This is a genomic window from Pseudomonas sp. USHLN015, assembly GCF_037153275.1.
In the GTDB taxonomy this organism is placed as follows: Bacteria; Pseudomonadota; Gammaproteobacteria; order Pseudomonadales; family Pseudomonadaceae; genus Metapseudomonas; species Metapseudomonas tohonis.
This window is the reverse complement of the sequence record NZ_JBBCKP010000014.1, coordinates 155,979-176,745: the sequence shown is the minus strand read 5'-3', so window position 1 is coordinate 176,745 and position 20,767 is coordinate 155,979. Positions and strand designations below refer to the sequence as shown.

20 protein-coding genes are annotated in these 20,767 nt (G+C 66.6%); 14 read left to right on the top strand and 6 right to left on the bottom strand.

The genetic code is table 11. From position 1 onward, the window contains the following. The coding region (locus WFQ67_RS26335; protein ID WP_337058627.1) for an SEL1-like repeat protein at window positions 1-909 on the top strand (909 nt) is incomplete at its 5' end. Between the two features lie 107 nt (window positions 910-1,016). Here the strand turns inward: WFQ67_RS26335 and WFQ67_RS26330 are convergent. Together WFQ67_RS26330 and WFQ67_RS26325 are read right to left on the bottom strand one after the other, a co-directional pair. Beyond that, on the bottom strand, window positions 1,017-1,319 hold the full coding sequence (locus WFQ67_RS26330; protein ID WP_184489557.1) for an antibiotic biosynthesis monooxygenase family protein: 303 nt from the start codon (window positions 1,317-1,319) through the stop codon (window positions 1,017-1,019). A 35-nt stretch (window positions 1,320-1,354) separates the two neighbouring features. Beyond that, window positions 1,355-2,086 carry a helix-turn-helix transcriptional regulator gene (locus tag WFQ67_RS26325; protein WP_111261981.1) on the bottom strand — a complete coding sequence of 244 codons (732 nt, stop codon included), beginning with the start codon at window positions 2,084-2,086 and terminating at the stop codon, window positions 1,355-1,357. Between the two features lie 344 nt (window positions 2,087-2,430). Here WFQ67_RS26325 and WFQ67_RS26320 point away from each other — a divergent pair, with 344 nt between their 5' ends. From WFQ67_RS26320 to WFQ67_RS26300, 5 genes are all read left to right on the top strand, one after another. Then, entirely contained in the window at window positions 2,431-3,816 is a 1,386-nt protein-coding gene (locus WFQ67_RS26320; RefSeq protein WP_337058626.1) for a sodium:solute symporter, read from the top strand. Between the two features lie 50 nt (window positions 3,817-3,866). Then, window positions 3,867-4,820, top strand: a complete 954-nt coding sequence (gene speB, locus WFQ67_RS26315) for an agmatinase (RefSeq protein ID WP_213626374.1) — start codon at window positions 3,867-3,869, stop codon at window positions 4,818-4,820. Between the two features lie 76 nt (window positions 4,821-4,896). Next, window positions 4,897-5,814 carry a LysR family transcriptional regulator gene (locus WFQ67_RS26310; RefSeq protein ID WP_337058625.1) on the top strand — a complete coding sequence of 306 codons (918 nt, stop codon included), beginning with the start codon at window positions 4,897-4,899 and terminating at the stop codon, window positions 5,812-5,814. 147 nt (window positions 5,815-5,961) lie between these two features. Continuing rightward, a complete protein-coding gene (locus WFQ67_RS26305) occupies window positions 5,962-6,744 on the top strand; it encodes a hypothetical protein (protein WP_337058624.1) in 783 nt (260 codons plus the stop codon). 215 nt (window positions 6,745-6,959) lie between these two features. Further along, complete coding sequence (locus WFQ67_RS26300) at window positions 6,960-7,217, top strand: DUF4332 domain-containing protein (protein ID WP_263151313.1); 258 nt, start codon at window positions 6,960-6,962, stop codon at window positions 7,215-7,217. Between the two features lie 120 nt (window positions 7,218-7,337). On the opposite strand, the gene WFQ67_RS26295 is transcribed toward WFQ67_RS26300, so the two are convergent. Continuing rightward, window positions 7,338-7,745, bottom strand: coding sequence for a type II toxin-antitoxin system HicB family antitoxin (locus tag WFQ67_RS26295; RefSeq protein ID WP_213626379.1), 408 nt, complete (start codon window positions 7,743-7,745; stop codon window positions 7,338-7,340). Window positions 7,746-8,169: 424 nt separating this feature from the next. On the opposite strand from WFQ67_RS26295, the gene WFQ67_RS26290 reads away from it, so the two are divergent. After that, window positions 8,170-8,622 carry a BRO-N domain-containing protein gene (locus tag WFQ67_RS26290; protein WP_337058623.1) on the top strand — a complete coding sequence of 151 codons (453 nt, stop codon included), beginning with the start codon at window positions 8,170-8,172 and terminating at the stop codon, window positions 8,620-8,622. A 215-nt stretch (window positions 8,623-8,837) separates the two neighbouring features. On the opposite strand, the gene WFQ67_RS26285 is transcribed toward WFQ67_RS26290, so the two are convergent. From WFQ67_RS26285 to WFQ67_RS26275, 3 genes are all read right to left on the bottom strand, one after another. Further along, window positions 8,838-10,337, bottom strand: coding sequence for a CoA-acylating methylmalonate-semialdehyde dehydrogenase (locus WFQ67_RS26285; protein WP_337058622.1), 1,500 nt, complete (start codon window positions 10,335-10,337; stop codon window positions 8,838-8,840). Window positions 10,338-10,429: 92 nt separating this feature from the next. Then, window positions 10,430-10,717, bottom strand: coding sequence for a cupin domain-containing protein (locus tag WFQ67_RS26280; protein WP_111261989.1), 288 nt, complete (start codon window positions 10,715-10,717; stop codon window positions 10,430-10,432). Continuing rightward, a complete protein-coding gene (locus tag WFQ67_RS26275; RefSeq protein ID WP_337058621.1) occupies window positions 10,717-12,063 on the bottom strand; it encodes an aspartate aminotransferase family protein in 1,347 nt (448 codons plus the stop codon). Before WFQ67_RS26275 ends, WFQ67_RS26280 begins: the two co-directional genes overlap by 1 nt. A 130-nt stretch (window positions 12,064-12,193) precedes the next feature. On the opposite strand from WFQ67_RS26275, the gene WFQ67_RS26270 reads away from it, so the two are divergent. The 7 genes from WFQ67_RS26270 (at window position 12,194) to WFQ67_RS26240 (ending at window position 20,764) form a co-directional block, all read left to right on the top strand. Beyond that, window positions 12,194-13,114, top strand: a complete 921-nt coding sequence (locus tag WFQ67_RS26270; protein ID WP_173171644.1) for a LysR family transcriptional regulator — start codon at window positions 12,194-12,196, stop codon at window positions 13,112-13,114. Window positions 13,115-13,525: 411 nt separating this feature from the next. Then, entirely contained in the window at window positions 13,526-14,902 is a 1,377-nt protein-coding gene (locus WFQ67_RS26265) for a uracil-xanthine permease family protein (RefSeq protein ID WP_271104085.1), read from the top strand. Between the two features lie 186 nt (window positions 14,903-15,088). Continuing rightward, window positions 15,089-15,760: a TetR/AcrR family transcriptional regulator gene (locus tag WFQ67_RS26260; protein ID WP_111261993.1), complete on the top strand. Its 672-nt coding sequence runs from the start codon at window positions 15,089-15,091 to the stop codon at window positions 15,758-15,760. Next, window positions 15,760-16,359, top strand: coding sequence for an IMPACT family protein (locus WFQ67_RS26255; RefSeq protein ID WP_337058620.1), 600 nt, complete (start codon window positions 15,760-15,762; stop codon window positions 16,357-16,359). The genes WFQ67_RS26260 and WFQ67_RS26255 overlap by 1 nt, the downstream gene beginning before the upstream one ends. Beyond that, a complete protein-coding gene (locus WFQ67_RS26250; protein WP_111261995.1) occupies window positions 16,356-17,315 on the top strand; it encodes a LysR family transcriptional regulator in 960 nt (319 codons plus the stop codon). The genes WFQ67_RS26255 and WFQ67_RS26250 overlap by 4 nt, the downstream gene beginning before the upstream one ends. Window positions 17,316-17,591: 276 nt before the next feature. Continuing rightward, the gene (locus WFQ67_RS26245; protein WP_337058619.1) at window positions 17,592-18,425 is read left to right on the top strand and encodes a nucleoside-binding protein; all 834 of its coding nucleotides are present in this window, start codon (window positions 17,592-17,594) and stop codon (window positions 18,423-18,425) included. An 800-nt stretch (window positions 18,426-19,225) separates the two neighbouring features. Next, the gene (locus tag WFQ67_RS26240) at window positions 19,226-20,764 is read left to right on the top strand and encodes an ABC transporter ATP-binding protein (RefSeq protein ID WP_213626386.1); all 1,539 of its coding nucleotides are present in this window, start codon (window positions 19,226-19,228) and stop codon (window positions 20,762-20,764) included. Window positions 20,765-20,767: the final 3 nt, after the last annotated feature.

The following is a 20,767-nucleotide window of genomic DNA, read 5'->3' as shown; positions in this document are numbered from 1 at the left end:
GCCGGTGTCGCCACGGGCTACTACTTCGTTGGCCTGTTCCTGCAGCGTGGCTCTGCCGGCCTGAGGGAGGACCCGGAATTGGCCCTGCGCTATTACCGCAAGGCCGCCGACAAAGGCAGTGCCCTGGCCCAGGCCCTGGTGGCGGACAAGTTGGCCCCTATCGACATCGCCCCGGATATCGCCCGGCAGATGCGTCGCTGTGCGGCAGAACAAGGGCATGGCGATGCGGCCTCGGATCTCGGTGTCAATCTGGCTGGAGTTGGCCGCTATCGGGAAGCGCTGGAAGCCTTTCAACTAGGCGTTGCAGCAGGCGATGAAGCATCGGCAGGCTTTCTGGAGGAAGGCTTTCGTGGCCCCCCGCCAACGAACTCTCTCCACTACCTGGGCCAGGGTAAAGACCTCGAACGCGCCGAACGCTACAAGGCAATCTGGAGCATCCTTGCGGACTACTCCTACGCCTCCCCCAAGGTCCCCGAGATCAATGAAATCCTGCCATTACCCCCTGCTGAGCTGCCGCCCTGGGACGGCAAGCTCCAGTGGCTGGAGGAGCGCAAGGCCAATATCCCGCCGCCCAAGCCCAGCGAGGCGCTGATCGGCCAACTGGCCAGGGACAAGCACCTCGACCCCGCCACCGGCCGACCAACGCCCGAGTCGCCTCACTTCGTCTACCTGGATTCGTCGCTCATCTGCGTCAGCGGCGAGCCTTGCCCGCGTGCGGGTTACTGGGCAGCGATGGATGTGGACTTCTTCTGGATCACCGTGCAAGGCAAAGCCCGTCAGCGCTTCAAGGAGGGGGAAATCTTGCCCACGCTGACCCTGGAGCAGCGCACACCACGCATATGGCCGCTGCCGGAGAAGGTCACCGTAGGGCCGGAGCGGGTCAGGTGGAAGATGCTCGGTGAAGCCTAGGGCCGAGTTGTGTTTCGCCTGCGTGATCCTCTTGAGGTAACGCAAACGAAAGCCCGGCACATGCCGGGCTTTTTCATGCCTGCAGAAGCCGCCGCCGAGACGCCGGGCTACTCGCCCGGGCTGAAGTGCCCCATGAAGATCACTTCCTTGATCTCGCGCATGTAGGGCTGGAAGCGCGGGTCTGCGCCGTTGAAGGCGCGTGCCGCGCTGAGCGCGTTCTCGTGGGACGACCACTCGGCGAGGTCGGCGAACACGTGGCTGCCTTCCACCGAAATGAAGCTGCGAAAGCCCAGGAAGCCGTCGCAGGTCTTCAGGGCCTCGCGCACACCGGCACGGATCTCGGCGATGCGCTCTTCGCGGCCGGGTTTAGTCTTGAACAGCACCAGTTCCAATACCGAAGAATCTTGCATGGCGATCGCCCTTCCGTTGGTTGAGACGGCCCAGCCTATGCCTCCTCTGCTGACAACGTTCTGTCAGTGGCCTGCGCCTCTTGCACCTGCGCCTCGCAACTGCGGTGGCGCATGTAGCTGGCCAGGCTGAGGCCTTCCGGCAGCGGCGGCGCGTCGGCCAGGCGCGCCAGATTGCGGATGCGGTCGACACGAAAATCGCGGTACTCGCCACGCAGCTCGCACCAGGCGCCCACCGTCCACTTGCCCACCCAGTAGAACAGGCCGAGGGGGAAGATCACCCGTTGCGAGGCGCGCTCATCCAGGCTCAGGTAATCGATGCGCACCGCCGCCTGCTCGCCGATGGCGCGACGCAGGCTGTCCCAGTGACGCAGCTGTTCCGGAGTGAAGGGGCTGACGAAGGCCCGCACCGGGGCGCTCTGCGGGTCGAGGGCATGCTCCGGCACCGCCGCCTGGATCTTGCTCAGCAGCGAACGCGCGGCATCGGCCATCTCGTCGCCCACGGTGCGTGAGATCAGCTCCACGCCCAGCAGCAGGGCATCCAGCTCGTCGCGGTTGAGCGCCAGCGGCGGCAGCTCGAAATGCTCGTCCAGCGCATAGCCCACACCCGCCTCGCCGTAGATCGGGATGCCGCTCAGGGACAGGTCGTCGACATAGCGATAGATGGTGCGCGTAGACACCCCCAGCCGCTCCGCCAGGCGCTGCGCGGTGATGGGCTGGTGGGTACGGATCAGGTTGACGACCTGGAACAGGCGATCGGCCTTGCGCATGGAAGGGAGCCGTATGGTGTGGGAAGTCGGCAGGCATTTGCGCATAGCGCCCGGGGAAAAACCAGCGCCGCCGAGCCGGTCCGCGCCCTGGCACCGTCACCCCCTCACCCTAGCCAACGCGGGGACACACTGAACGACCCGCACGGGAACGCCACCCGCCGCGCTCGCAGGAGCCGAGGCTCGGCTGAATCCCGTTTCTTCCACTCACCGCCTGCCCTACTTACCGCCTGGCGCAACCCAGCTTGCCACCGCGGTGATGTTGTCCCGCACGCCCCCCTCCTATCCTCGCCAGACCCGCCGTCAGGGCGGACCCGAGCCTAGAAAAACAACAAAGGAGCAGCACCATGGCGATCGACTACGTGACGATGTTGATTTACGTGCTGGTGATGGCGGGCCTCGGCTGGTGGGGCATGCGCAAGGCCAGGACCCGTGATGATTTTCTCCTGGCCGGGCGACGCCTCGGGCCAGTCCTCTACCTCGGCACGCTCTCGGCGGTGATGCTGGGCGGGGCTTCCACCATCGGCTCGGTGCGCCTGGGCTACCAGTACGGGATATCCGGTCTCTGGCTGGTCTTCATGCTGGGGCTGGGCATCATCGTACTCAGCCTGGTGTTCTCGCGGCAGATAGCCCAGTTGAGGGTCTTCACCGTCACCCAGATCCTCGAACAGCGTTACCAGGCCTCTTCGCGCCTGATCGGCGGCGTCGTCATGGTGGCCTACGACCTGATGGTGGCCGTAACCGCCACCATCGCCATCGGCTCGGTCACCGAGGTGGTATTCGATATCCCGCGCATTCCCGCCATCCTCTGCGGCGGCGGACTGGTGATCTTCTACTCCGTGATCGGCGGCATGTGGTCGCTGACGCTCACCGACATCATCCAGTTCGTGATCATGACGCTGGGCATCTTCTTCGTGCTGCTGCCCATCAGCGTGGGCGAGGCCGGTGGCCTGGCGGCGATGCAGGCCAACCTGCCGGCGGGCTTCTTCGAGCTGGGCAACATCGGCCTGGACACCATCGCCGCCTACTTCCTGCTCTACTTCTTCGGCGCGCTGATCGGCCAGGACATCTGGCAGCGCCTGTTCACCGCCCGCAGCGAGGGCGTGGTCCGCTACGCCGGCCTCGGCGCTGGCTTCTACTGCATGCTCTATGGCGGCGCCTGCGCGCTCATCGGTGCCGCCACCCGGCTGCTGCTGCCGGACCTGTCGGTGGCCGAGAACGCCTTCGCCGAGATCACCCGCAACGTACTCCCAGCCGGCCTGCGCGGCCTCGTGGTAGCTGCCGCCCTGGCCGCCATCATGTCCACCGCCAGCGCCTGCCTCCTGGCCGCAGCGACCGTACTCAAGGAAGACATCTACAGCCGTTTTCTCAGTCGTGACGGCGAAGACCACCTGGCCAGCAGCCGGTGGATAACCTTCACCCTCGGCGCGGCGATGCTGGCCATGGCCTGCCTGGTCAACGACGTCATCGCCGGCCTCTCCATCGCCTACAACCTGCTGGTGGGCGGCCTGCTCGTACCAATCATGGGCGCCCTGATGTGGCGCCGCGCGTCCGCCGAGGGCGCCATGGCCTGCATGGTCACCGGCAGCCTCACCGTCATCGCCTTCATGGTCCGTGACGGCATCCTGGCCAACACCCCCATCTACTTCGGCCTCCTCGTCAGCCTGCTGACCTTCGTGGTCACCAGCCTGCTGACCCAACCCGCTCCTGATCTGCGCACCGCGACCGATTGAAGACCATCCAGGGCGCCCATGAAGCGCCCACTACCCGCGAGATAGAACCCATGACCCATGACTTCCCACAGCCGCTAGATGCTGCGCTCATACCACGCTTCGCCGGCATCCCGAGCTTCATGCGCCTGCCGATCTTCAACGACCCAGCCGACCTGCAACTCGCCCTGGTGGGCGTCCCCTGGGACGGCGGCACCACCAACCGCGCCGGCGCCCGTCACGGCCCGCGCGAAGTGCGCAATATGTCCAGCCTGATGCGCAAGGTGCACCACGTCAGCCACATCGCACCCTATGACCTGGTGCGCATCGGTGACCTCGGCGATAGCCCCGTCAACCCCATCGACCTGCTCGATTCGCTCAAGCGCATCGAGGGCTTCTTCCGTGAAATCCACCAGGCGGGGACCGTGCCCCTGTCGGTGGGCGGAGACCACCTGGTAACCCTGCCCATATTCCGCGCCCTGGCCCGCCATCGCCCCATCGGCATGATCCACTTCGACGCGCACTCCGACACCAACGACCGCTACTTCGGTGACAACCCCTACACCCATGGCACCCCCTTCCGCCGCGCCGTGGAGGAGGGCCTGCTGGACCCCAAGCGCACCGTGCAGATCGGTATTCGCGGCTCCATCTACTCCGCCGAGGACGAAGCCTTCGCCGAGGAATGCGGCATACGCGTGATCCACATGGAGGAGTTCGCCGAACTCGGCGTCCACGCCACCCTGGCGGAGGCTCGCCGGGTCGTGGGTGACGGACCCACCTACATCAGCTTCGACGTCGACGTTCTCGACCCGGCATTCGCCCCCGGCACCGGAACCCCGGAAATCGGCGGCATGACCACCCTCCAGGCCCAACAGATGATCCGCGGCCTGCGCGGCCTGGACCTGGTCGGCGCGGACGTCGTGGAAGTCTCCCCACCGTTCGACCAGGGCGGAGCGACAGCCCTGGTGGGTGCCACCCTGATGTTCGAATTGATGTGCATCCTCGCCGACGCTATCGCCACCCGCTGACCCCAGCGCCACGAGTTGGTAGGCTCATGCCGGGACCGCGCCACAGACGGCCCCGGCAACCGGCCTGGAGGTGGGCATGCTGGGCAACCTTTCCGATATCGACCTGCGCATGTTGCGGGTCTTCTGCGCCATCGTCGACGCGGGAGGCTTCACCGCAGCCCAGGCCAGCCTCAACACCAGCCTGTCGCGCCTGAGCGTAGTGGTCCGCGATCTGGAAGAGCGCCTCGGGTGCTCCCTCTGCCGGCGCGGCAACAGCGGCTTCCAGTTGACCGAAGAAGGCCAGGAACTGTTCGACCTGGCGCAACTGCTGTTCGGCGATATCGAACGCTTCCGCACCCAGGCCAACCGCCTTGGGGGGATGGCCAGGGAAAGCCTGCAGATCGGCACGGTGGACAGCCTCATCAGCTTCGAATGCGCCCCCCTGCCGCTGGCCATCAGGCAGTTCCGCCAGCGCCTGCCCGAGGTACGCCTGAACCTGCACATGCTGCGCCCCGATGAACTGGAACGCGCGGTACTGGAAGAACGCCTGCACCTGGCCATCGGCGCGTTCCATCACCAACTCTCAGGCCTCAACTACCAGCCACTGTTCGAGGAAGAGCAGAATCTCTACTGCTCCGCCGGCCACCCCCTGTTCCACCGCGCCGAAGCGGACCTGAGCCTGGCGGACATTTGCGCGGCGGAGTACGTGGGCCGTGGCTACCTGACGGAAAACCAGCGGCCCCACGGCATGCACTTCACCCAAACGGTCAGCGCCTACGCAATGGAAGCGATCGCCACCCTGATTTTCTCCGGCACCTACCTGGGCTACCTGCCCACGCACTACGCCGCTCACTGGGTGGACCGAAACCAACTGCGTGCGTTATTGCCAGAGCGGCTGGCCTATCGCTCGGCCTTCCACTGCATCACCCGCCAGGGCCAGGCCCCCAAGGCGGCCATGGCAGGCTTTCTCGATGCACTGGACGCGGCGCACCGCCAGTTGGCGAATAAAGCGTAGGTTGGGCGGGACTCGACGAAGCCCAACAGCAGGGCCGGCCGCTGCAACCGTTCTGCAATGTCCTGCCCCTCGGGAACGCCACCCGCCGCACGGAAAAATCCCACCTGTCCTTCTATGCTCCCTGGCGCCGCCAACCAGGGAACGCCCATGTCCAGCAAGACGGAAATCATCCAGCAGTTCATCGCCTCCGGCGAAGCCGACTTCGCCGAGGCCAACAGCTCCAACAGCTACGACTGCAGCCACCACCCCAGCATCACCCCGCTGGTGAAGAAGCCGCCCAAGGAGCTCGATGACGCCACCCTGCAGGCCTTCTACTACTACCTGCTGCTCAATGGCGGCACGCCGCCCGCCGCCAGCGAACATCACCTGCAGCTGCTCTTCCGCGCGGCCAAGGACGCCGCCGGGGTGCTGGCCGAGCACGGTTACCCGCGCTGCCGCCTCAATCGCTGGGAAATGGTCCTGCTGTTCGACGGCGAGATGAGCCTCGACGCCCATGCCCGCCGCCTCGCGCTGCTGGCCCAGGTCGGCCGCTTCGCCCACCAGCCCGGCATGCTGGCCAAGAAGCAGAAGCTCAAGGACGAGTTCGCTGGCGACGCCTGGCTGCACGACGAAATCGCCCGCGTGCTGCGCACCGTGCCCTTCGCCCGCCTGACCTTCAACCGCGACAACTTCGACCTCAGCCTGCCCCTGGTCGGCATGCTCTTCATCTACCTGCTCGGCGCCGACGACGCCGACCAGCGCGAACTCTTCGCCTGGTTCAAACAGGCCACCGACGCCATCCACGACATCCCCAACTACAAGACCCGCGAGCAACTCGTGCGCAGCCTCGCCTGGGTGCTGTTCCGCTTCGCCGAAGCCGCCAAGGCCAAGGTGCTGGAACAGGCCCTGCTGGCCGAATACGGCGAAACCTGGTGCCGCGAATACACGTGATGGCGGAAAAACGACCAGCCGCCTGAACACCGCGGGCGGCCTGCTCCGCAGCCAACCATTCAGAACTTATCCACAGCTTGCCCCACAGAAATTGTGGGCAGCCCATCGGGGTTCCACACCCGTAGCCCGGGGAAGGCATCGGACGCAATCGGAGTCGATCGCGCCACGCATGCTTTAACCTGCTCTCTCCAACTTCGAGCCGGAACGCCAGCGACATGACCGCCGACCAAGGCTTCTCCCCCATTACCCGCGCCCGACTGGTGGCACTCAAAGGCGTCGGCCCGACTGTGGTCGACCGCCTGGAACAGATCGGCTTCCGCACCCTGGAACAACTGGCCGGTTGCGAAGCCGCCGATCTCACCCGGCAGATTTCCCAGATGATGGGCTCCACCTGCTGGCACAACAGCCCGCAAGCGCGAGCGGCCATCCAGGCGATCATCGACTTCGCCCGGCAGCCTCCGCAGAGCGATTGACGAAAAACCGAGCGGCCGGGCGCAGCCACCACAGAGCCTGGCTCGCAGCAATCCGCCCAGAAGATATCCACAGGCTGGTCCACAGAAATTGTGGGCAGTACGCCGTGGCAGGCGGAGCCCTCAATGCTCCTGCAAAACCCGCAACGCAGCAGCCGCCAGAAAGCCAGAACGGCTCTTCTGCTCCGGGTGGGTGCGCACGTACTCGTCGATGCGATTGAGCAGGTAGCCGGGCAGCGTGATGTTGAGCTTCTCGGCCTTGCCCATGTAGCGGGTCACGTCGATATCCACCAGCGCCCAGGTGCACCCGGCATAGCGGGGATCCTCCGCATGGAAGGTCACCTTGCGCGCAACCGGGATCGGCGCGCCCTCCTCCGCCAACAACTCCAGATGCCCCTCGATGGCCTCTCGCGCCATGGCCATCGCCTCGTCCAGGTCATCCCCCGCCGAGAAGCAGCCGGGCAGGTCCGGCACCTCCACGCCCCAGGCGTGTGCGTTATCACCAGGAAGAATTGCGATCGGGTAAAGCATCGTGTGGCCTCCTTTGATCGAAGCAGGGAACAGACTCTGGATGCCCCGACAACCCGAATCGAGTCAGCCTTTGCGGCTTCACGAGCAAACTCGCCGAGGAAATTTCCCAAACACTCCGCAACCCCTTGTTAGCCCCCGAACTGCTCCCTAAGTTCGCCCGGTCGCAGTCAATCTGCGGCCGGGTTTAGCGACCTGAAACCACATGCGTGTTTTGCCTACGGTGCTGACGGGAAACAACGGACGTTTCCCGTGGCACCTGAGCAGCGCGCAGTTTTTTAAACTGCACGCCCTCCATGGCAGACCGCGCGGGGAGACCCTACGGGTCTGCCGGCCGTGGCCCGGTTCGCTAACCCCGTTGCGGTCTGCCACCCTTTCGTTTAGCGACGTAGGTGGCAGCTCCTTTAACAGCCACGGGAGCTTCACGATGCATGACGCATACATCCCCACCACCTTCCTCCGCCATAACCGCCCCCTGCGCGGCGTGATGATCGACAACCAGCCCTGGTTCTCCACCTACGACTTCGCCCGCCTGCTCGGCCTGCATCATCCACAGGCCCTGCACCGCCGCCTCAAGCCCCACGAAACCCGCCGCATCCGCCTGTACCACCGCCGCAGCGGCGCCGAAGAGACGATCGATGCGATGAGCGAAGCCGGCCTCTACAAGGCGCTGATCCGCTTCGGCCATCCCGAATGCCAGCAGCTCGATGAATGGCTGACCCGCGAGGTGATCCCCACCCTGCGCGACCGGCAGGACACCCACGCCCACACGCCCCGCCACGTGATGATTGGCTGGCAGAACGAGCGGCTGCTGTTGCTGGAATGGCAGGGCGAGTTGTGGATGCAGTGGGAGAAGGTGCCGCGGTACCTGGAGAGCTGACCCAGGCTCAGGACTTTCTCGTAGGGTGCGCTGTGCGCACCGCCGAATGGCCGAGGTGGCAAGGCGTGCGCCCGCTCTCGCTGGAACATCGCCGGTGCGCGCAGCACACCCTACACGAGGCTTGCCGGTGCTCATGAGCGGTATCGAACGCCTGAATCGCCGCCAACAAAAAGGCCAGTCAAACGACTGGCCTTTTTGCTATCTCACCCGATCACTCAGGCGTTGTTGCTCGGGAACGCGAACTGCGCGGCCTCATGGCTGGCGCGTTGCGGCCAGCGCTGGGTGATGGCCTTGCGGCGGGTGTAGAAGCGCACGCCGTCCGGGCCATAGGCGTGCAGGTCGCCGAACAGGGAGCGCTTCCAGCCGCCGAAGCTGTGGTAGCTGACCGGCACCGGCAGCGGCACGTTGACGCCGACCATGCCCACTTCGATCTCGTCGCAGAACAGGCGGGCGGACTCGCCATCGCGGGTGAAGATGCAGGTGCCGTTGCCGTATTCGTGGTCGTTGATCAACTGCATGGCGTCTTCCAGTCTGCCGACGCGGACGATGCACAGCACCGGGCCGAAGATCTCTTCCTGATAGATGCGCATGTCGGCGGTGACGTTGTCGAACAGGGTGCCGCCGACGAAGTAGCCGTCTTCATGGCCGGCAACGCGGTAGCCGCGGCCGTCCACCACCAGCTTGGCGCCGGCAGCGACGCCGTCGTCGATGTAGCCGACCACCTTGTCGCGGGCGGCGGCGGTGACCAGCGGGCCCATGTCGAGGCCGCAGCTGGTGCCGGCGCCGATCTTCAGGCCCTGGATCTGCGGGACGATCTTCTGCACCAGCGCATCGGCGATCTGGTCGCCCACGCACACGGCCACGGAGATGGCCATGCAGCGCTCGCCGCAGGAGCCGTAGGCAGCGCCCATCAGCGCACTGACGGCGTTGTCGAGGTCGGCATCGGGCATCAGCACGGCGTGGTTCTTGGCGCCGCCCAGGGCCTGGACGCGTTTGCCGCGCTTGGTGCCTTCGGCATAGATGTATTCGGCGATCGGGGTCGAGCCGACGAAGCTGATGGCCTTCACTTCAGGCGCTTCGATCAGGGCGTCCACCGCTTCCTTGTCGCCGTGCACCACGTTGAGCACGCCCTTGGGCAGGCCGGCGTCGTGCAGCAGTTGGGCGATCAGCAGGGTGGAGCTGGGGTCGCGCTCGGAGGGCTTGAGGATGAAGCAGTTGCCGCAGGCGATGGCCAGCGGGTACATCCACAGCGGCACCATGGCGGGGAAGTTGAACGGGGTGATGCCGGCGACCACGCCCAGGGGCTGGAAGTCGCTCCAGGCGTCGATGTTGGGGCCGACGTTGCGGGTGTATTCGCCCTTGAGGATCTCCGGGGCGGCACAGGCGTATTCGACGTTCTCGATGCCGCGCTTGAGTTCACCGGCGGCGTCTTCGAGGGTCTTGCCGTGCTCTTCGCTGATCAGGCGGGAGATTTCCGCTTCGTTCTGCTCCAGCAGTTGCTTGAAGCGGAACATCACCTGGGCACGCTTGGCCGGCGGGGTGTTGCGCCAGGCCGGGAAGGCGGCCTTGGCCGAGTCGATGGCCTGTTGCACGGTGGCGCGGCTGGCCAGGGCGACCTTGCGGGTGGATTCGCCGGTGGACGGGTTGAACACGTCGGCAGTGCGGCCTTCGCCGGTAACGAGCTCACCGTGGATCAGGTGCTGGATGGTGCTCATGGTCATCTCTCTTGTAGGGCTTTGTCGGGGTGGTCCTGGGGCGCGGGCACCGGGCTCGCGCCGGGCCTCTCCTCACGGGGAGAGGGTGGACGTCACTTGATTTCGGTTTCGATGAAGACGATCTCGTGGTCGCTGGCGTTGATCACGTTGTGCTCGACGCCGGCCTTGCGGAAGTAGCTCCGGCCGGCCACCAGGGGGGCATGCCTGTCGCCCTCCGGGGTTTCCAGCAGCAGGGTGCCATCGGTCATCGGCACCACCACGTAGTCATGGCCGTGCAGGTGGCGACCGGTCTCGGCACCGGGGGCGAAGCGCCACTCGGTGACGATGACCTCGTCGGTGTCCACCTGCACGGTGGGCACAGCCTGGGGCCGTGCGCTCATCAGTTGACGCCTTGCAGGGCCTGGCCGACGGCGTCGAACACGCGGTCGAGCTCTTCCGGCTTGGCGTTGAAGGTGGGCCCGAACTGCAGGGTGTCGCCGCCGAAGCGGACGTAGAAGCCGGCCTTCCACAGGGCCATGCCGGCCTCGAACGGACGGACGATGGCGTCGCCGTCACGCGGGGCGATCTGCAGGGCACCGGCCAGGCCGCAGTTGCGGATGTCGACCACGTGCTTGGCCCCCTTCAGGCCGTGCAGGGCCTTCTCGAAGTGCGGAGCCAGCTCGGCTGACTGCTGGATGAGGTTCTCCTTCTCCAGCACCTCCAGGGCGGCCAGGCCGGCGGCGCAGGCGACCGGGTGGGCGGAGTAGGTGTAGCCGTGGGTGAACTCCACCGCGTATTCCGGGGTGGCCTGGTTCATGAAGGTCTCGTAGATCTCGCGGCTGGCGATCACCGCGCCCAGCGGGATGGCACCGTTGGTGATCTGCTTGGCGACGTTCATCAGGTCCGGGGTCACACCGAAGTACTCGGCGCCGGTCCACTTGCCCATGCGGCCGAAGCCGGTGATCACTTCGTCGAAGATCAGCAGGATGTTGTGCTGGTCGCAGATCTCGCGCAGGCGCGGCAGGTAGCCCACCGGCGGGACGATGGCCCCGGCGGAACCGGACATCGGTTCGACGATCACGGCGGCGATGTTGGAGGCGTCGTGCAGCTCGATCAGCTTGAGCAGTTCGTTGGCCAGCTCCACGCCACCGGTGGCGGCCATGCCCTTGGTGAAGGCCATGCCCGGCTGCAGGGTGTGGGGCAGGTGGTCGACGTCCATCAGCTGGCCGAACATCTTGCGGTTGCCGCCGATGCCGCCCAGGGCGGTGCCGGCGACGTTCACGCCGTGATAGCCACGGGCACGGCCGATCAGCTTGGTCTTCTGCGGCTGGCCTTTCAGGCGCCAGTAGGCACGGGCCATCTTGATGGCGGTGTCGGCGCACTCGGAGCCGGAGCCGGTGAAGAACACGTGGTTCAGCTCGCCGGGGGTCAGGCTGGCGATCTTCTCGGCCAGCTTGAAGGACAGCGGGTGGCCGAACTGGAAACCGGGGGAGTAGTCGAGGGTGCCGAGCTGCTTGGCCACGGCCTCCTGGATTTCCTTGCGCGAGTGGCCGGCGCCGCAGGTCCACAGGCCCGACAGGCTGTCGTAGATACGACGGCCCTGGTCGTCGATCAGCCAGCTGCCTTCGGCGGCCACGATCAGGCGCGGGTCACGCTGGAAGTTGCGGTTGGCGGAGAACGGCATCCAGTGGGCGTCCAGCTTCAGCTGGCTGGCCAGGGAGGGGGTGGAGGTCTGCGGCATGTTCATTCTTGTCTGCCTCGCGATGGGGCGTGGGTTGTGGGGGAGAACCCAGTGGTTCTTGCAGTCGACATTGCCACGGGCATAAAGTCATGAAAATTCAACTTTTCATATCTTCAGATCACGGAACACTAAACTGATGAGCACCCGTCGCCCGGAAGCGCTGGCCCAGGTCAGCGACTTCGATATCCGCCTGCTGCGCATCTTCCGCAGCGTCGTCGAGTGCGGCGGCTTCTCTGCCGCCGAAAGCGTGCTGGGCATCGGCCGCTCGGCCATCAGCCAGCAGATGAGCGACCTGGAGCAGCGCCTCGGCCTGCGCCTGTGCCAGCGTGGCCGCGCCGGCTTCGCCCTGACCGAGGAAGGCCGCGAGGTGTACCAGTCGTCGCTGCAGCTGCTCAGCGCCCTGGAGAGCTTCCGCACCGAGGTCAACGGCCTGCACCAGCACCTGCGCGGCGAGCTGAACATCGGCCTCACCGACAACCTCGTCACCCTGCCCCACATGCGCATCACCCATGCCCTGGCGCGCCTGAAGGAGCGCGGGCCGGACGTGGTGATCAACATCCGCATGACCCCGCCCAGCGAGGTGGAGCAAGGCGTGCTCGACGGCCGTGTGCACGTCGGCGTGGTGCCGCAGACCGTGGCGCTCTCGGGGCTGGAATACCAGCCGCTGTACGACGAGCGCTCGCTGCTCTACTGCGCCGTGGGCCACCCGCTGTTCTACGCCGACGACGCCCAGATCAGCGACGCGCGCCTTAACGAGCAGGAGGCCATCGCCCCCACCTTCCGCCTGCCCGCCGACATCCAGGCCCACTACCAGGCGCTGCATTGCACCGCCAGCGCCTCCGACCGCGAAGGCATGGCCTTCCTCATCCTCACCGGGCGCTACATCGGCTACCTGCCGGACCACTACGCCACCTTCTGGGTGCAGCAGGGCCGCCTGCGCGCCCTCAAGCCGAACAAGCGCTTCTACGACCTCAGCCTCGCCACCGTCACCCGCAAGGGCCGCCGCCCGCACCTGGTGCTGGAGAGCTTCCTGGAGGCGCTGGCAGCGACGGGTTGAGAGGCAAGCCACGCTCTCGACCGAGCTCCGCAACGCGCCCAGCGATGCAGTGAGCCGTAGGGTGGACATCGCTCTTTATGTCCACCAAGCGGAGCCGCACGCCCGAGTGCACCTGCCGCACCGCTCGGTGGACCGATAAGCGTGGTCCACCCGAAGTCATGCGCCCCGGCCACGGAGCGGTGACCATCACCGCACGCCCAGCAATGAAGCGCCGTACCCCGATTTGGTGCAGGAGAAACCATTCGGTCACGCCTCATGCGGCACGGGTACAGGGCCCGTAGCGCCCGCCCGCCATGGGCTTTGCGGGGCGGCGAGCGAAAAAACCTGCGCACCTGGTCAATTTTTTGCAATGAGCCGGCATCTGCCCCGGCGAGCCGCTCCGGTTCGTCGCTCCCACCTGCCGAGGCCAGCATGCACGCTGAAGAATCAAGCCACTCCGAACTCATCTACGGCCTGGACGACAAGCCGAAACCGCTGCTGGCGTTCTGCGCCGCGTTGCAGCACGTGCTGGCCAGCTTCGTCGGCATCATCACGCCGCCGCTGGTGATCGGTGCGGCGCTGGGCCTGGGCGAGCACCTGCCCTACCTGATCAGCATGGCGCTGATGGTTTCCGGCGTCGGCACCTTCCTCCAGGCACGGCGCCCGCTGGGCATCGGCGCGGGGATGATCTGCCTGCAGGGCACCAGCTTCGCCTTCCTCGGTGCGGTGCTGTCGGCGGGCTTCCTGGTGAAGAGCCGCGGCGGCAGCCCGGAAGACATCCTGGCGATGATCTTCGGCGTGTGCTTCTTCGGCGCGTTCGTGCAGGTCGTGCTGAGCCGCTTCATCGGCCACCTGCGCCGGGTGATCACCCCGCTGGTGACCGGCATCGTCATCACCCTGATCGGCGTCAGCCTGATCAAGGTCGGCATCACCGACATCGGCGGCGGCTTCAAGGCCCCGGACTTCGGCGCGCCGGGCAACCTCGCACTGGGCGGGCTGGTGCTGGCGACCATCATCCTGCTCAACCGCTCGCGCAATCCCTGGGTGCGCCTGTCGTCGATCCTCATCGGCCTGGCGGTGGGCAGCGTCGTGGCCTTCTTCAGCGGCAAGCTGGTGCCCCAGGCGCTGCCCGACCTGCCGCTGGTGAGCGTGCCGGTGCCCTTCAAGTACGGTTTCGCCTTCGACTGGACGGCCTTCGTCCCCGTGGCGCTGATCTACCTCATCAGCACCATCGAGACCGTGGGCGACCTGACCGCCAACTGCATGATCGCGCGCAAGCCGTTCAAGGGGCCGGAGTACGAGGCGCGACTCAAGGGCGGCGTGCTCGGCGATGGCGTCAGCTGCCTGCTGGCGGCCACCTTCAGCGCCTTCCCCAACACCACCTTCGCGCAGAACAACGGGGTGATCCAGCTGACCGGCGTCGCCAGCCGCCATGTCGGCCTGTACATCGGTGCCGTGCTGTTCATCCTCGGCCTGTTCCCGCTGATCGGCGCCGTGCTGCAGCAGATTCCCAAGCCGGTGCTCGGCGGCGCCACCCTGGTGATGTTCGGCAGCGTCGCGGCGGCGGGCATCCGCATCCTCGCCCAGGCGCGGCTGGACCGCCGCAGCCTGCTGGTGATCGCCGGCTCCTTCGGCGTCGGCCTGGGAGTCGCCGCGCAACCGACCCTGCTGCACCAGCTGCCGCCGATCGTGCAGAACCTGTTCGACTCGGCCATCACCTGCGGCGGCATCACCGCCATCCTGCTCAGCCTGGTCCTGCCGGAAGAGAAGCCCGCCGCCCGGACGGACGGCGCCGCCGAGCGCGCCTGAAGGCCGCCGCGCCAGGCCCCGGACGGGGTCTGGCGCGGTGCGCAACGGGGAAAAACCGACCCATCATGGTGCAGGCCCGACAAAACCTGTGGATAACCTGACCGCCGCAACAGTTTTGTCTTGTCGGCGGCCCCACGCTTGGGTTATCAGTGCATTCGCCCGCTTCCTGATACCTCTGGATGACCTATGACTGTCCTGGTCCCCGCCCACAGCCCCAGCTCCACCGGCAAGCCCGCCGGCCGCATCCGCCAGAAGAACGAAGAGACCATCCTCGCCGCCGCCGAGGAGGAATTCGCCAAGCACGGTTTCAAAGGCACCAGCATGAACACCATCGCGCTGCGTGCCGGCCTGCCCAAGGCCAACCTGCACTACTACTTCAGCAACAAGCTGGGCCTCTACGTGGCGGTGCTGAGCAACATCCTCGAACTCTGGGACAGCACCTTCAACACCCTGACGGTGGATGACGACCCGGCCGAGGCGCTGGCCCGCTACATCCGCGCCAAGCTGGAGTTCTCGCGACGCTTCCCGCTGGCCTCGAAGATCTTCGCCATGGAGGTGATCAGCGGCGGCGCCTGCCTGGAGAAGCATTTCGATCAGGACTACCGCGACTGGTTCAGGGGCCGCGCCGCCGTGTTCGAAGCCTGGATCGCCGCCGGCAAGATGGACGCCGTCGACCCCACGCACCTGATCTTCCTGCTCTGGGGCAGCACCCAGCACTACGCCGACTTCGGCTCGCAGATCTGCCGCGTCAGCGGACGCAAGCGCCTGACCAAGGACGACTTCGAAATCGCCGCGCAGAGCCTCACCCACATCATCCTCAAGGGCTGCGGCCTGACCCCGCCGACACCCGCCAGCTGATGCCCTTCACCCTTGCCGCGCCCTGCGAATACCGCGAGGAAATCCGCAAGAGCCGCTTCATCGCCCTCGCCGCGCCGGTCACCAGTGCGGCCGAGGCCCAGGCCTTCATCACCGCCGCCAGCGACCTCGCCGCCTCGCACAACTGCTGGGCCTGGAAGGTGGGCAACCAGTACCGCTTCAGCGACGACGGCGAACCCGGCGGCACCGCCGGGCGCCCCATGCTGGCGGCCATCGAAGGCCAGGACATGGACCAGGTCGCAGTGCTGGTGATCCGCTGGTACGGCGGCATCCAGCTCGGCACCGGCGGCCTCGCCCGTGCCTACGGCGGCAGTGCCGCCAAGTGCCTGCAAGGGGGCGAACGCCTGCCGCTGCTGCGCCTGTCGCGCTTCCGCTGCCACCTGGCCTTCGCCGAGCTGGCGCTGTTCAAGGCGCGCCTGGCCGACCTCCAGGCCCAGCTCGAAAGCGAGGACTACGACGCCGAAGGCGCCTGGCTGCAGCTGGCCCTGCCGGCCGCCCAGCGCGAGCCGCTGCAGCGCCTGCTCGGCGACATCAGCCGCGGCCGCAGCCAACTTGCCGCCATCGAGGACCAGGCGCCATGACCGGCAAGCTGCGCATCCACTCGCCCGCGATCCACTATTTCGACATGGTGCGCCGCTGCAATTCCATCCGCGAGGCCGCGCGCCGGCTCAACGTCGCCTCCTCGGCGGTGAACCGGCAGATCCTCAAGCTGGAGGACGAGATCGGCGCGCCCTTGTTCGACCGCCTGCCCGCTGGCCTGCGCCTGACGCCGGCCGGGGAGATCCTCACCCGCCACATCACCGTGGTGCTGCAGGACGTCGAGCGCGTGCGCTCCGAACTGGACGCCATGCAGGGCCTGCGCACCGGCCACGTGGAGATCGCCACCGTCGAAGGCGTGACCATCGACCTGCTGCCCCGCGTGCTAAAGGCCATGCACGAGCGCTACCCACGGGTCACCATCGGCGTCACCGCGATGGGCTCGCAGGCCATCCCCGAGGCGGTGCTGAGCGGCGCCGCCGACCTCGGCCTGGCCTTCTTCCTGCCCCGCAGCGCCGAGTTGCAGCAGCTCAGCGTCGGCCACTTCCGCCTCGGCGCCATCGTCCCGCGCGGGCATCCGCTGGCCTCGCTGCACGAGGTGAGCTTCGCCGCCTGCGTCGAGCACGGCCTGATCCTGGCCAAGCGCGAGCTGTCCATCCACCACCTGCTCGGCCCGCTGCAAAAGCGCATGAGCCTGGCCGACAGGCCCGTGCTGGAAAGCAGCTCGGTGGAGCTGGCCCGACAACTGGTCAAGCGCGGCATGGGCGTGGCCTTCCAGACCCGCATCGGTATCGAGGCCGACCTCGAGGCAGGCGACCTGGTGCACCTGCCGCTGACCGACAACGGCGGCATCTTCAACGACCTTGGCCTCTATGTGCGTGGCGGCCGTTACCTGCCCGTCGCGGTGGATGCGCTGGCTCGACAATTGACCGAGGAAATCACCTTGCGTGAGCGCGAAGAGCGGCCACAGCCCCGGAGCACCTCGGGCAACCGCCCGTAGGACAGGTCCCGCCCGTTTTTTCATGCCCCCGGCCCGCCACGGCCTCCCGCAGGCTGCACGGCTGCAGCCCGCGCGCTAGAGCCATCTGCGCTCGCGCTTTGTACACAATCCCGCTAAGACCCTGAAAATACTGACTTTCAAGTCAATTCGGTGATGCCGTATCGGCATCGGGATGCTCTACATTCTGTTCTTTGGCGATCAATCCGGATGTGCTGATACTTGCGCCCTCGATGCCCGAGCCACGGCATCGAGATCCCAGGAACAGGAGCCATAACAATGAAAAAAGCACTGCAGGGAGCCACGGTCGCTCTCGCCCTATTCACGGTCGGGGAAGCCTCCGCGCTGGAGTGGATGAACAACAGCATCGGGTTCCGCTACGGACAGCAGTTCACCAACCCGAACAACCCGAACAAGTTCGCCAAGCGCATCTACAGCTTCACCCACGCCAGCGGCTACCGGTACGGCAGCAACTTCTTCAACCTGGATGTCTTCCTCTCCGACAACCGCGACCCGCGCAAGGGCACCGACCATGGCGGCAGCGAGGTCTACGCGGTGTACCGCCACCAACTGTTCGCCTCGCGGGTGTTCGACCAGAAGCAGGGCGACGGCCTGATCAAGGACTACGCCTTCACCGCCGGCTTCGACGTCAACCGCAACAACAACCGCGCCTCGTCCAACAAGCGCGCTGTCGTGTTCGGCCCCACCCTCAAGTTCAACACCGTCGGCGTGCTCGACCTGAGCCTGCTCTACTACCGCGAGCGCAACCAGACCGGCATCCCCGGCGCGCGCCATGAGGAGATGACCTTCGACGGCACCTACAACCTCAACCTCACCTGGCTGCGCCCCTTCCAGGTCGGCGACCACGCCGCCAAGTTCCAGGGCTACATCAACCACGTGGGCGAGAAGGGCGAGGACTACAACGACAGGGACACCGCCGCCGAAACCCTGATGCGCACCTCGCTGATGGTCGCCGCGCGCCCGGGCAAGAACATCAAGCCCAACCTCTGGTTCGGCGTCGGCTACGAGTACTGGCACAACAAGTTCGGCGTCGACGGCGGCCGTGGCAGCCGCACCTCCACCCCGACCCTGAACATGGAGTTCAGTTTCTAAGCGCTCTCCGGGCCGCAAGCAGCACCTCGTAGGATGGGTCGGGCGGCGTTCCGCGAGCGAAGCGAAACCCATCATCGGATGCGATGGGTTTCGCGGGGCTCTACCCATCCTACGGTCCAGCACGGCGCACACGGCCATGTAGGGTGGACCACGCTTCACCGGTCCACCGAGCGGAGTTGAAGGGGCACACATACCCCTCTCCAACGGCCGGCCCCACACAACTGCATCGGATCGACTCCGCTGGTGGACATGAAGAGCGATGTCCACCCTACGTGGCGCCAGCCTGCGGAGGAAAAATCCGCTGTCTGAACCGTCCACACAAAGCGTGGACAAGCCTGTGGATAACCTTTTGAGCAATCGCCCGGGCCAGCGCCGGACGCCGCTTCGCCGGGGCTGCTCGTTTCGTGACCAGTGTGCGAGGGGCCCCGTGTCTACCGCGCAAGCATCTGAAGGGTCTAGCTTTATTTTTCCCGCTTGCGGAGCTTGACGCCGGGATACCGGCGCGACGCACCGCCATTGTCCACATCAGCCGTGGACAGTCCTGTGGATAACCTTGGGAACAACTTCTCCAGGCCAGTGCCCACGGGCGCTGCGCCTGGCTGGTCGAATTTCGTCCAGGCACCGCTGCGCCATTGGGAACCACGCCGCCCCGAAAGCGTGCAGGAAAATGCCCCCGCAATGCCCATTCCACCCGTGGATTTCCCGCAGGCGCTCACGCACGCGAGCCTGCACGGGCCTTCCTGACCCGGTGGCCAGCTTTTTGCTTTGTCAGGCCAGCTCTCTTTCCGGGAAAGACCACGATGAACAGCCCCACTCCCCCACCGCGCCTGGAGATGCTCGGCATCACCAAGCGCTACCCCGGCTGCCTGGCCAACGACCGCGTCGACCTGCGCATCGAGCCCGGCGAGATCCACGCCCTGCTGGGCGAGAACGGTGCCGGCAAGAGCACGCTGATGAAGATCATCTACGGCGTGGTACAGCCCGATGCCGGCGAGATCCGCTGGCAGGGCGAGGCGCTGCGCGTACGCGACCCGGCGCAGGCCCGGGCGCTGGGCATCGGCATGGTGTTCCAGCACTTCTCCCTGTTCGAGACCCTCACCGTGGCCGAGAACATCGCCCTGGCCCTCGGCCGCGAGGCCGGCACGCCCAGGCAGCTGGAGCCGCGCATCCGCGAGGTATCGCAGCGCTACGGCATGGCCCTGGAGCCCGGGCGCCTGGTGCATGCGCTGTCCATCGGCGAGCGCCAGCGGGTGGAGATCGTCCGCTGCCTGATGCAGGACATCCGCCTGCTGATCCTCGACGAGCCCACCTCAGTGCTCACCCCGCAGGAAGCCGACGAACTCTTCGTCACCCTGCGCCGCCTGGCCGCCGAGGGCTGCAGCATCCTCTTCATCAGCCACAAGCTGGGCGAAGTGCGCGCGCTCTGCCACAGCGCCACGGTGCTGCGCGGCGGCCGCGTGTCCGGCCACTGCGTACCGGCCCGGTGCAGCGACCTGGAGCTGGCGCGGCTGATGGTGGGCGACGCCGAAGGCCTGGTCGCCAGCTACCCCAAGGTCAGCGGCGGTGCGCCCTTCCTCAGTTTGCAGGGGCTCGACTGGCACAACCCCGATCCGTTCGGCATGTCGCTGAAGAACCTCGGCCTGGATGTGCGCAGCGGCGAGATCCTCGGCATCGCCGGGGTCGCCGGCAATGGCCAGGACGAGCTGCTCGCGCTGCTCTCCGGCGAGCGTCGCCTGCCCGCCGGCAACGCCGGCGCCATCCGTTTCGCCGGCCAGCCGGTGGGCCAGTTGCCACCGGATGCGCGCCGCGCCCGGGGCCTCGCCTTCGTCCCCGCCGAACGCCTGGGCCATGGCGCGGTGCCGGACCTGAGCCTGGCCGACAACGCCCTGCTCACCGGTTTCCAGCGCGGGTTGCTGAGCCGCGGGATGATCCGCCGCGGCAAGGTGCTGGCCTTCGCCGAAGAGATCATCCAGCGCTTCGCGGTGAAGACCCCGGACGCCCATACCGCCGCCCGCAGCCTCTCCGGCGGCAACCTGCAGAAATTCATCCTCGGCCGCGAAATCCTCCAGCAACCCAAGCTGCTGGTGGCCGCCCACCCGACCTGGGGCGTGGACGTCGGCGCCGCTGCCGCCATCCACCGCGCACTGATCGCCCTGCGCGATGCCGGCGCGGCGATCCTGGTGATTTCCGAAGACCTCGACGAGCTGTTCCAGATCAGCGACCGCATCGGCGCCCTGTGCGGCGGCGAGCTGTCGGCGCAGAAGCCGGTGGCGGACACCAGCCCGCAGGAGGTCGGCCGCTGGATGGCCGGCCAGTTCGACTCGACCCAAGCCGCCTGAGCG

What these genes read in the sequence shown, in the direction of transcription:
- WFQ67_RS26290 (WP_337058623.1), top strand. Translation starts at nt 8,170, where the DNA reads ATGCATGACGCATACATCCCCACCACCTTCCTCCGCCATAACCGCCCC.
- WFQ67_RS26245 (WP_337058619.1), top strand. Translation starts at nt 17,592, where the DNA reads ATGAAAAAAGCACTGCAGGGAGCCACGGTCGCTCTCGCCCTATTCACG.
- WFQ67_RS26320 (WP_337058626.1), top strand. Translation starts at nt 2,431, where the DNA reads ATGGCGATCGACTACGTGACGATGTTGATTTACGTGCTGGTGATGGCG.
- WFQ67_RS26270 (WP_173171644.1), top strand. Translation starts at nt 12,194, where the DNA reads ATGAGCACCCGTCGCCCGGAAGCGCTGGCCCAGGTCAGCGACTTCGAT.
- WFQ67_RS26330 (WP_184489557.1), bottom strand. Translation starts at nt 1,319, where the DNA reads ATGCAAGATTCTTCGGTATTGGAACTGGTGCTGTTCAAGACTAAACCC.
- WFQ67_RS26275 (WP_337058621.1), bottom strand. Translation starts at nt 12,063, where the DNA reads ATGAACATGCCGCAGACCTCCACCCCCTCCCTGGCCAGCCAGCTGAAG.
- WFQ67_RS26250 (WP_111261995.1), top strand. Translation starts at nt 16,356, where the DNA reads ATGACCGGCAAGCTGCGCATCCACTCGCCCGCGATCCACTATTTCGAC.
- WFQ67_RS26325 (WP_111261981.1), bottom strand. Translation starts at nt 2,086, where the DNA reads ATGCGCAAGGCCGATCGCCTGTTCCAGGTCGTCAACCTGATCCGTACC.
- WFQ67_RS26295 (WP_213626379.1), bottom strand. Translation starts at nt 7,745, where the DNA reads ATGCTTTACCCGATCGCAATTCTTCCTGGTGATAACGCACACGCCTGG.
- WFQ67_RS26280 (WP_111261989.1), bottom strand. Translation starts at nt 10,717, where the DNA reads ATGAGCGCACGGCCCCAGGCTGTGCCCACCGTGCAGGTGGACACCGAC.
- WFQ67_RS26305 (WP_337058624.1), top strand. Translation starts at nt 5,962, where the DNA reads ATGTCCAGCAAGACGGAAATCATCCAGCAGTTCATCGCCTCCGGCGAA.
- WFQ67_RS26265 (WP_271104085.1), top strand. Translation starts at nt 13,526, where the DNA reads ATGCACGCTGAAGAATCAAGCCACTCCGAACTCATCTACGGCCTGGAC.
- WFQ67_RS26300 (WP_263151313.1), top strand. Translation starts at nt 6,960, where the DNA reads ATGACCGCCGACCAAGGCTTCTCCCCCATTACCCGCGCCCGACTGGTG.
- WFQ67_RS26310 (WP_337058625.1), top strand. Translation starts at nt 4,897, where the DNA reads ATGCTGGGCAACCTTTCCGATATCGACCTGCGCATGTTGCGGGTCTTC.
- WFQ67_RS26255 (WP_337058620.1), top strand. Translation starts at nt 15,760, where the DNA reads ATGCCCTTCACCCTTGCCGCGCCCTGCGAATACCGCGAGGAAATCCGC.
- WFQ67_RS26240 (WP_213626386.1), top strand. Translation starts at nt 19,226, where the DNA reads ATGAACAGCCCCACTCCCCCACCGCGCCTGGAGATGCTCGGCATCACC.
- speB (WP_213626374.1), top strand. Translation starts at nt 3,867, where the DNA reads ATGACCCATGACTTCCCACAGCCGCTAGATGCTGCGCTCATACCACGC.
- WFQ67_RS26285 (WP_337058622.1), bottom strand. Translation starts at nt 10,337, where the DNA reads ATGAGCACCATCCAGCACCTGATCCACGGTGAGCTCGTTACCGGCGAA.
- WFQ67_RS26260 (WP_111261993.1), top strand. Translation starts at nt 15,089, where the DNA reads ATGACTGTCCTGGTCCCCGCCCACAGCCCCAGCTCCACCGGCAAGCCC.